This is a genomic window from Rhizobium sp. UFLA01-1127, from assembly GCF_059803845.1.
The window spans coordinates 1-9,776 of sequence record NZ_JAUQTZ010000186.1 but is presented as its reverse complement, the minus strand read 5'-3'; the positions used below and the strand labels follow the sequence as shown (position 1 = coordinate 9,776).

Sequence of the window (9,776 nt, the reverse complement as noted above, 5' to 3'; positions counted from 1 at the left end):
GCGTGCTGACCTATGCCTATGTCGCCTCCGATTTCTCCGTCTTCAACGTCTGGGCCAATTCCCATTCGCTGATGCCGCTGATCTTCAAGGTCTCCGGCGTCTGGGGCAACCATGAGGGATCGATGATGCTCTGGCTGCTGATCCTGGCGCTGTTCAGCGCGTTCGTCGCGCTGTTCGGGCGCAATCTGCCCGATGTGCTGCGCGCCAATGTGCTGGCCGTGCAGTCGTGGATCTCCTCGGCCTTTCTGGTCTTCATCCTGCTGACCTCCAATCCCTTCATCCGGCTCGATCCGGCGCCGGCCGAGGGCAGGGATCTCAATCCGGTGCTGCAGGATATCGGCCTGGCGATCCATCCGCCGCTGCTCTATCTCGGCTATGTCGGCTTTTCGGTCTGCTTCTCCTTTGCCGTGGCCGCGCTTCTGGAAGGCCGCATCGATGCCGCCTGGGCGCGTTGGGTCCGGCCGTGGACGCTGGCGGCCTGGAGCTTCCTGACGCTCGGCATCGCCATGGGCTCCTATTGGGCCTATTACGAACTCGGCTGGGGCGGCTGGTGGTTCTGGGACCCCGTGGAAAACGCCTCCTTCATGCCCTGGCTTGCCGGCACGGCGCTGCTGCACTCGGCCCTCGTCATGGAAAAGCGTGACGCCTTGAAGATCTGGACGGTGCTGCTTTCGATCCTCACCTTTTCGCTGTCGCTGCTCGGCACCTTCCTTGTCCGCTCCGGCGTGCTGACCTCGGTGCATTCCTTCGCCAGCGACCCGACGCGCGGCATCTTCATTCTGTGTATTCTCCTGGTCTTCATCGGCGGCGCGCTGTCGCTCTTCGCCCTGCGCGCGCCGAAGCTTACCGCCGGCGGATTGTTCGCGCCGATCTCGCGCGAGGGATCGCTGGTGCTGAACAATCTGATCCTGACGGTCGCCTGCGGCACGGTTTTAACCGGTACTCTCTATCCGCTGGCGCTCGAAACGCTGACCGGCGACAGGATCTCCGTCGGTCCGCCCTTCTTCAACATGACCTTCGGGCTGCTGATGACGCCGATCCTTATTGCCGTGCCGTTCGGGCCGCTGCTGGCCTGGAAGCGCGGCGACCTGCTCGGCGCGCTGCAGCGGCTCTATGTCGTGGCGGGCCTCGCCTTCCTGGCCGGCCTGGTTCTGTTCTATGTCCGGCATGGCGGCCCCGTGCTTGCCGTTCTCGGCCTTGCAGCCGGCTTCTTCCTGATCTTCGGCGCTTTGGCCGATCTCTGGTATCGCGCCGGTATCGGCAAGGTGGCTGCGAACATAGCCTGGCGTCGCCTGAGCGGCCTGCCGCGCTCCGCGTTCGGTACGGCGCTTGCGCATGCCGGTCTCGGCGTCACCGTGCTCGGCATTATCGCGGTGACGACATTCCAAGGCGAGAACATCACCAGCATGAAGCCGGGCGAGACGGCGGAGCTCGGCGGTTACAGCCTGCGCTTCGACGGCATGCAGCCCGGCGCCGGTCCCAATTTTACGGAGGACCGTGCCCGCTTCGCGGTCAGCCGCGGCGGCGTCGCCGTTGCCGAAGTGTCGTCTTCCAAGCGCGTCTTCACCGCAAGCCGTGCCGCGACCACCGAAGCCGGCATTCTCACGCTCGGGCTCAGCCAGCTCTATGTCTCGGTCGGCGATGCCGGCAGGGATGGCGCCATGGTCGTGCGCATCTGGTGGAAGCCGTTAATTCTCTGCATCTGGATGGGAGCGATCGTCATGGCGATCGGCGGCTTCGTGTCGCTGAGCGACCGCCGCCTGCGCGTCGGTGCGCCGCGCCGCAGGGAGAAGCCGGCTCGTCCGACGATGGAGCCGGCGGAATGATGCGTTTGACCGTCGCCCCCTCATCCGCCCTTCGGGCGCCTTCTCCCCAGGGGGAGAAGGGGAAGCTGCTGCAGCCTTCGTTGATTGGCTTTTGTTCGATGCCGGCACCGCAGCGGCAATTTCCCCTTCTCCTCGAGGGGAGAGGGTGCCCCGCAGGGGCGGATGAGAGGGTATCCCACCACAGGAATAGCAGGGCTGGGAAGGAGGCAGGAGTGTTCGTCCGCTTCCTTATGCTGCTGGTATTGTTCCTTGCCGCGACCCCCGCATTTGCGGTCAATCCAGACGAAGTCCTGCCCGATCCGGCCCTCGAGGCACGGGCACGCATAATCTCGGCCGAACTGCGCTGCATGGTCTGCCAAAACCAGTCCATCGACGATTCCAATGCCGACCTTGCCCGCGACCTGCGCCTGCTTGTGCGCAAGCGCCTGACGGACGGCGACACCGATCGGCAGGTGCTCGACTATATCGTCTCCCGCTACGGCGAGTTCGTCCTGCTCAAACCCCGCTTCAGCCAAAAGACTGTCATCCTCTGGGGAGCGCCGATTGTGCTATTCGTGGCAGGTGGATTGGCCCTCGCCGTTTACGCGCGCCGCCGCGCTGGAAAGCCCACTGGTCAGCCTCTGAATGCAGAAGAGGAAGCTGAGTTGAACGAGATCTTGGGAAAGTGACGCGGGTGTCATTTTCCTTCACCTCATTGCTACCATTTCCTTACATTACGAATTTTTCATGGGGCGGACAGTTCGCTGTAAGGTGCCGTGCCCTATATCGTTATCATGATGCACCATAGCCGGTTCCCGCCGGTGGAAATCTGACGAGAGAAGAGAAGGTAACTCGCATATGTTCAGGAATATCAAGGACACTTTGTCCCGTAGCACCGCTATGAAGGCTTCTGTCGTCGCCGGCCTCGCTGTTGCTGCTCTGGCCACGGGTGTCCCCGCCGAAGTCAGCCGTTCCTATGCTGATGCCGTCAACGTCCAGGCTCCCCAGGTCCCGAGCTTCGCAAACGTGGTAGACGCCGTATCGCCGGCCGTCGTTTCGGTTCGCGTCGAATCCCGCATCAATCCGGTTGCCGAGGAAGATGATTCCTTCGGTCTCGGCCGCGGCTTCGACGACCTTCCCGACGATCATCCCTTGAAGAAGTTCTTCCGCCAGTTCGAACAGCAGCAGGGACGCGGCCAGCAGAAGGGCCAGAACCAGCAGAAGAATTCCGAGGACAACAAGGGTCACCTGCGTCCGGTCGCTCAAGGGTCCGGCTTTTTCGTCTCCGAAGACGGCTACATCGTCACCAACAATCACGTCGTTTCCGATGGCGCAGCCTTTGTCGTTGTCCTCAACGACGGCACCGAGCTCGACGCCAAGCTGGTCGGCAAAGACTCGCGCACAGACCTCGCCGTCCTGAAGGTCGATCCCAAGGGCAAGAAATTCACCTATGTCACCTGGGCCGATGACACCAAGGTTCGCGTGGGCGATTGGGTAGTGGCTGTCGGCAACCCGTTCGGTCTCGGTGGCACCGTGACCGCAGGTATCGTTTCGGCCCGTGGCCGTGACATCCATTCCGGCCCCTATGACGATTACATCCAGATCGATGCTCCGGTGAACAAGGGCAATTCCGGCGGTCCGACTTTCAACCTCAACGGCCAGGTGGTCGGCATCAACACCGCCATCTTCTCGCAGTCGGGCGGCAGCGTCGGCATCGCCTTCGCAATTCCGGCAACGACTGCCAAGGATGTCGTCAACGACCTGATCAAGACCGGCACCGTCTCGCGCGGCTGGCTCGGCGTACAGATCCAGCCCGTCACCAAGGATATCGCCGAATCGCTCGGCCTTTCCGAAGCGAGCGGCGCGCTGGTCGTCTCTCCGCAGGATGGCTCGCCCGGCCAGAAGGCAGGCATCAAGAACGGCGACGTCGTCACCGCCGTCAATGGCGATCCGGTCAAGGATCCGCGCGATCTGGCTCGTCGCATCGGCGCCATGCAGCCGGGCAGCAAGGTTGAGGTTACTCTTTGGCGCGGCGGCAAGTCGCAGTCGGTTACCGTCGAGCTCGGAACCCTCCCGGCCGATCAGAACCAGGCCTCAAACGATGACTCGCAGCCGAGTCAGCCGCAGCAGCCATCCTCCGAAAAGGCTTTGGCTGACCTCGGCCTCACCGTCGGCCCCTCCGACGATGGCAAGGGCGTTTCGATCACCGCGGTCGATCCTGACTCCGATGCTGCCGACAAGGGCGTAAAGGAAGGCGAGAAGATCACCTCGGTCAACAACCAGCAGGTCTCCAACGCCGGCGACATCGCCAAGATCATCGAACAGGCGAAGAAGGATGGCCGCACGCGGGCGCTGTTCCAGATTCAGTCCGGTGACGGCAGCCGCTTCGTCGCTCTGCCGATCAATGCAGGCTGATCCCCTCAGCCCATAGAATATCGGAAAGCCGCGCAGGCCACGGCTTGCGCGGCTTTCCTTTTTAAGACGTCAACGATGACTGGCTCCAAGGCAGGTAAAAGATGACAACCGCTGGCCAACACGCCGTGAACTCCTCCGATTCTGGTTGTGCCGAGGCGCCCTCGGCGGGTAATGTCGCCCACATGAAGATTCTGATCATCGAAGACGATCTCGAGGCGGCGGCTTATCTCACCAAGGCGTTTCGCGAGGCCGGCATTATTGCCGATCACGCAAGCGACGGCGAGAGCGGTCTCTTCATGGCCACCGAGAACAGCTACGATGTTGCCATCATCGATCGCATGCTGCCTCGCCGTGACGGACTCTCCGTCATCAGCGAGCTGCGCCGCAAGGGCGTGCATACGCCGGTTCTGATCCTCTCCGCTCTCGGCCAGGTCGATGATCGCGTGACCGGCCTGCGTGCCGGCGGCGACGATTACCTGCCGAAACCCTATGCTTTCAGCGAGCTTCTGGCGCGCGTCGAAGTGCTCGGCCGCCGCAAGGGTGCGCCGGAGCAGGATGTGCTCTATCGCGTCGGCGACCTGGAGCTGGACCGTCTCTCGCATGAGGTGCGCCGCGGCGGCAGGGAAATCCTGCTGCAGCCGCGCGAGTTCCGCCTGCTGGAATATCTGATGAAGAATGCCGGCCAGGTCGTGACCCGCACCATGCTGCTCGAGAACGTCTGGGATTATCACTTCGATCCGCAGACAAACGTCATCGACGTTCACGTTTCGCGCCTGCGCTCCAAGATCGAGAAGGATTTCAGCCAGCCGCTGCTGAAGACGATCCGCGGCGCCGGATACATGATCAAGGACGAGGGATGAGTCGCTTCCGCGTCCTCTTCAAGTCCACCGCAGTCCGCCTTTCCGCCCTTTACATCCTTCTTTTTGCGCTTTGTGCCGCGACGCTGGTCTTCTACGTCACGGCCATGTCCGAGCGGCTGTTGACGGAGCAGATCCGCGATGCCGTTCAGCAGGAGGTCAATCAGGTCAAGCGCGCCTATGACATTGGCGGGCTGAACCTGCTTCTGCGCACAATGGAGCGCCGCGCGCGCCAGCCCGGCGCCAACCTCTATGTCATTGCCGGTCCGTCCGGCGATATCCTGGCCGGCAACGTCGCCTCAGTGCAGCCGGGCGTGCTCGGCCAAGCCGGCTGGACCGAGCTGCCTTTCATCTACGAGCGTTATACGGACGCGTCCAACGATCCGGAGCGACGCCATCTGGCGATCGCCAACATCTTCATCCTCGACAACGGCCTGCGCATCCTGGTAGGCCGCGATCTGGGCGAGCCGGAGCGCTTTCGGCTGCTGGTGCGCCAGGCGCTGATGCTGGCACTGGCGATCATGGGACTCGGTGCACTGGTCATCTGGTTCGGCATCGGCCGTAACGCCCTGAAGCGCATCGACCGGATGACGGCCGCCAGCCGCAAGATCATGGCCGGAGACCTTTCCCAGCGCCTGCCCGTCGGCGGCTCCGGCGACGAATTCGATCGTATGTCTGCATCGCTGAACGCGATGCTTGAGCGCATCGAGAAACTGAACGAGGGGCTGCGGCAAGTCTCCGACAACATCGCCCACGACCTCAAGACCCCGCTCACGCGCCTGCGCAACAAGGCCGCCGATGCGCTCGACAATGCCGACAGCGAAGGCCGTCGCACCGCGCTCGAAGGCATCATCGGCGAATCCGATCAGCTGATCCGCACCTTCAATGCGCTCCTAATGATTTCGCGCGTCGAGGCAGGTTCTGTGGCCGCTGAAATGACCGCCGTCGATCTCTCCTCCATCGTCGCCGATACGGCCGAACTTTACGAGCCGGTTGCCGAGGAAGCGGGTCTGGCGCTGACGGCCGACATCGAGCCCGATGTCGAGGTACAGGGCAATCGCGAGCTGATCGGGCAGGCGCTCTTCAACCTTATCGACAACGCCCTGAAATATGCTTCGGGCTGCAGCGGCGAGCCGGCGATAACCTTCAAGCTGGCGCGCAGGCATGATGCTGTCACGCTTGCCGTCGCCGACCACGGACCGGGCATTCCTGCCCATCAGCGCGCCGATGTGGTCAAGCGCTTCTTCCGCCTGGACGAAAGCCGCTCCAAGCCTGGAACCGGCCTCGGCCTTGCGCTGGTGGAGGCTGTCATGGAGCTGCATGGCGGCCGGCTGGAGCTTTCCGATACCGATCCCGATAGTCCCGATGCCAAGGGATTAACGGTCACCATGATCTTCCCCATGCAGAAACAATAGGTTAATCCTGCACTAGAGCCGGATGATTTTAGGCCGAAACGGCCCAAAATCTGAATCCGCTCTAGCGTCAAAGAAGTAGAGCATGATGCCGAAACCGCTCGCACTTTTCGGCATCATGCTCTACCGCTTGCTGTTGGGAGAGCTGCATGACGACGACGCAAAGCGATTTGCTGCGGGATGTTCCGTCTGGACGATTGCGGCCATTGAACCAATCGGAAACGAAGTCTGCACTCGCCGACCTCAAGCAGATCGCCGGCGCAGAGCCCGCCGTCGCTGCTCTGCTTGGCGGCGAAAGCGCCCTGCGGGATTTCGTCGTTGCCGCCCTGACCCTGTCACCTCATTTGCGGGAAACGGCCAATCTCGAGCCATCGCTCCTCGTTGCAGCCATCGAAAAGCCGCTGTCGCCCCAGATCGAAGCTCTCGTTGAAGACGCTCGAAGCGCTTGGCTGCCGGCCGGGGAGAAAGCCTCGTCGCCTTCGGACTCCGATGTGATGAGCCGCCTTCGTATCGCCAAGCGCCGTGCGGCCTTTCTCATCGCACTCGCCGACCTCGCCCGCATCTATGATGGCAAGGTGACGACCCGCTGGCTGAGCAGGCTCGCGGAGGCTTCCATTTCCGCAGCGATCGACCATCTGCTGCTGTCGTCGCATGAAGCCGGCAAGATCTCGCTTCCCGATCGCGCCGCTCCGAGCCGGCAGTCCGGATTGATCGTGCTCGGCATGGGCAAGCTCGGCGCCGAGGAGCTGAACTATTCTTCCGATATCGATCTGGTCGTCTTCTTCGACGAGACGGCGGGTATCGTTCCCGATCCGGATGACGCCATCGACATCTTCCCGAGGCTGATGCGGCGGCTGGTGCGCATCCTGCAGGAGCGTACGGCGGACGGTTATGTCTTCCGCACCGATCTGCGCCTGCGTCCCGATCCCGGCTCGACGCCGCTGGCGATCCCAGTCGATGCGGCGATGATCTATTACGAGGGCAGGGGGCAGAACTGGGAGCGTGCGGCCTTCATCAAGGCACGCCCCGTTGCCGGCGATATCGACGCGGGCCAGGCCTTCATCCGCGATCTCGTACCCTTCGTCTTCCGGAAATATCTGGACTATGCCGCAATCGCCGATATCCACTCCATCAAGCGACAGATCCATGTGCACAAGGGCCACGGAGCGATCGCGGTCAAGGGCCACAACGTCAAGCTCGGCCGCGGCGGCATTCGCGAAATCGAATTCTTCGTGCAGACGCAGCAGCTGATTGCCGGAGGGCGGATGCCGGAATTGCGCTGCCGGTCGACGGAACGAACCCTCGCCGAGTTGACCGAGGCGAAGTGGATCGACGCGGAAACCCGCGACGAGCTCACATCGGCCTACTGGTTTTTGCGCGACGTCGAGCACCGCATCCAGATGGTGCGCGACGAGCAGACGCACCTGCTGCCGGAAACGGATGCGGAGCTCAAGCGCATCGCCTTCATGATGGGTTTCTCCGACATATCGGCTTTCTCCGAGGCGCTGGTGACGACGCTGAAAACGGTCGAGCGGCGTTATGCGCGCCTGTTCGAGCAGGAAACGAAACTATCGTCCGAAACGGGCAATCTGGTCTTTACCGGCCAGGGTGACGATCCCGATACGCTGAAGACGCTGCGCCGTCTCGGCTTCGAACGGCCGTCCGACATTGCCAATGTCATCCGCACCTGGCACTACGGACGGTATCGCGCCACGCAATCGGTGGAAGCGCGCGAGCGGCTGACGGAGCTGACGCCCGAACTCCTGCGGGTCTTCGGCGAAAGCAAGCGGGCGGATGAGGCGCTCCTGCGTTTCGACAGCTTCATCTCCGGCCTGCCTGCCGGCATCCAGCTCTTCTCGCTGCTCGGCACGAACCCGGCGCTGCTTTCCCTCATTGTCAACATCATGTCCTCGGCGCCGCGCCTCGCCGAGATCATCGCTGCCAAGCCGCATGTCTTCGACGGCATGCTGGACCCTGGCCTCATGGCCGAACTGCCGACGCGGGACTATCTGGCAGAGCGCATCAGAAGTTTCCTAACCGCGGCAAGGCACTATGAAGACGTGCTGGACCGGCTGCGCATCTTCGCATCCGAACAGCGCTTCCTCATCGGCATACGCCTGCTGACGGGCGCGATCGGCGGCCAGATGGCGGCTCGCGCCTTTACCTATCTCGCCGATCTCATCGTCGAGGCGGCGCTGGATGCGGTGATGAAGGAAATCCGCTCGGCTCATGGCGAATATCCCGGCGGCCGCGTCGCTGTGGTCGGCATGGGCAAGCTCGGCAGCTTCGAACTCACGGCGGGATCGGATATCGATATTATCCTGCTCTATGACTACGACGATACGGCGGGCGAATCCGATGGCCCGAAGCCGCTGGATGCCATGCGCTATTTCACCCGCATCACCCAGCGTCTGATCGCCGCCCTTTCGGCGCCGACGGCGGAAGGCATTCTCTATGAGGTCGACATGCGGCTGCGCCCTTCCGGCAACAAGGGGCCGGTCGCCACACGCATCAACTCCTTCGAGAAATATCAGCGCACCGAGGCCTGGACCTGGGAGCACATGGCGCTCTCGCGGGCGCGGCTGATCTGCGGCGACGAGGCATTGGTGAACGATGCCGAGCGCGTCATCGGCGAAGTTCTTTCGGCAAGGAGAGACATTGCCAAGATCGCTGCGGATGTTCGTGAGATGCGCGCCCTGATCGAGCAGGAAAAGCCGCCCGAAAGCATCTGGGACCTGAAGCTGATCCCCGGCGGGCTGATCGATATCGAATTTACAGCGCAGTATTTGCGATTGATCGCGCCTGAGCGCGGCGTTGGCATCGACGCCAACGGGCTCAGCACGGCAGAGGCGTTGAAACTGCTCGGCGCCAGCCTTATGGATCGCAACGACCTCGATGTCTGCCTGGAGGCGCTGCATCTTTATACGGAGCTGTCGCAACTCATTCGGCTCTGCATCGACGGCGCGTTCGATCCGCAAAATGCGCCTTCCGGGTTGATGGAGCTGGTTTGCCGCGCCGGCGATTGCCCGGATATCCGCACGCTGGAAGCCGAGCTCAAGCGGCTGTCGAAGGCAGTGCGGAAGATATTTCAGGCAACGGTCGGAAACTAAATCATGTCGCGCAAAAGTGCGTAGCGGTTTTGCGACAACGACATGCGCAAAATTAAAAAATCTAAAGCTCAAGAAGCGAATCTGAAAGATCGCGACGCGATTTAGAGCAAATCATGTTTTGACGGAAACGTAGCCTGAGTTTGCGAAGTAGTTGGCGCATTCATCTGGTTTGATGGC

6 protein-coding genes are annotated in these 9,776 nt (G+C 62.2%); all 6 read left to right on the top strand.

Annotation, left to right across the window (positions count from 1 at the left end):
- The coding region (locus Q4Q11_RS29030; RefSeq protein WP_498571631.1) for a heme lyase CcmF/NrfE family subunit at positions 1-1,826 on the top strand (1,826 nt) is incomplete at its 5' end.
- A gap of 230 nt (positions 1,827-2,056) precedes the next feature.
- Positions 2,057-2,494, top strand: coding sequence for a cytochrome c-type biogenesis protein (locus Q4Q11_RS29025; protein WP_113215454.1), 438 nt, complete (start codon positions 2,057-2,059; stop codon positions 2,492-2,494).
- 169 nt (positions 2,495-2,663) lie between these two features.
- Positions 2,664-4,220 carry a Do family serine endopeptidase gene (locus Q4Q11_RS29020; protein ID WP_498571630.1) on the top strand — a complete coding sequence of 519 codons (1,557 nt, stop codon included), beginning with the start codon at positions 2,664-2,666 and terminating at the stop codon, positions 4,218-4,220.
- A 101-nt stretch (positions 4,221-4,321) separates the two neighbouring features.
- Positions 4,322-5,080: a response regulator transcription factor gene (locus tag Q4Q11_RS29015; RefSeq protein ID WP_498571629.1), complete on the top strand. Its 759-nt coding sequence runs from the start codon at positions 4,322-4,324 to the stop codon at positions 5,078-5,080.
- A complete protein-coding gene (locus tag Q4Q11_RS29010; protein ID WP_112505754.1) occupies positions 5,077-6,492 on the top strand; it encodes an ATP-binding protein in 1,416 nt (471 codons plus the stop codon). Before Q4Q11_RS29015 ends, Q4Q11_RS29010 begins: the two co-directional genes overlap by 4 nt.
- Before the next feature lie 146 nt (positions 6,493-6,638).
- Positions 6,639-9,599, top strand: a complete 2,961-nt coding sequence (locus Q4Q11_RS29005; RefSeq protein ID WP_498571628.1) for a bifunctional [glutamine synthetase] adenylyltransferase/[glutamine synthetase]-adenylyl-L-tyrosine phosphorylase — start codon at positions 6,639-6,641, stop codon at positions 9,597-9,599.
- The last annotated feature ends 177 nt before the right edge of the window (positions 9,600-9,776 follow it).

What these genes read in the sequence shown, in the direction of transcription:
- Q4Q11_RS29005 (WP_498571628.1), top strand. Translation starts at nt 6,639, where the DNA reads ATGACGACGACGCAAAGCGATTTGCTGCGGGATGTTCCGTCTGGACGA.
- Q4Q11_RS29020 (WP_498571630.1), top strand. Translation starts at nt 2,664, where the DNA reads ATGTTCAGGAATATCAAGGACACTTTGTCCCGTAGCACCGCTATGAAG.
- Q4Q11_RS29015 (WP_498571629.1), top strand. Translation starts at nt 4,322, where the DNA reads ATGACAACCGCTGGCCAACACGCCGTGAACTCCTCCGATTCTGGTTGT.
- Q4Q11_RS29010 (WP_112505754.1), top strand. Translation starts at nt 5,077, where the DNA reads ATGAGTCGCTTCCGCGTCCTCTTCAAGTCCACCGCAGTCCGCCTTTCC.
- Q4Q11_RS29025 (WP_113215454.1), top strand. Translation starts at nt 2,057, where the DNA reads ATGCTGCTGGTATTGTTCCTTGCCGCGACCCCCGCATTTGCGGTCAAT.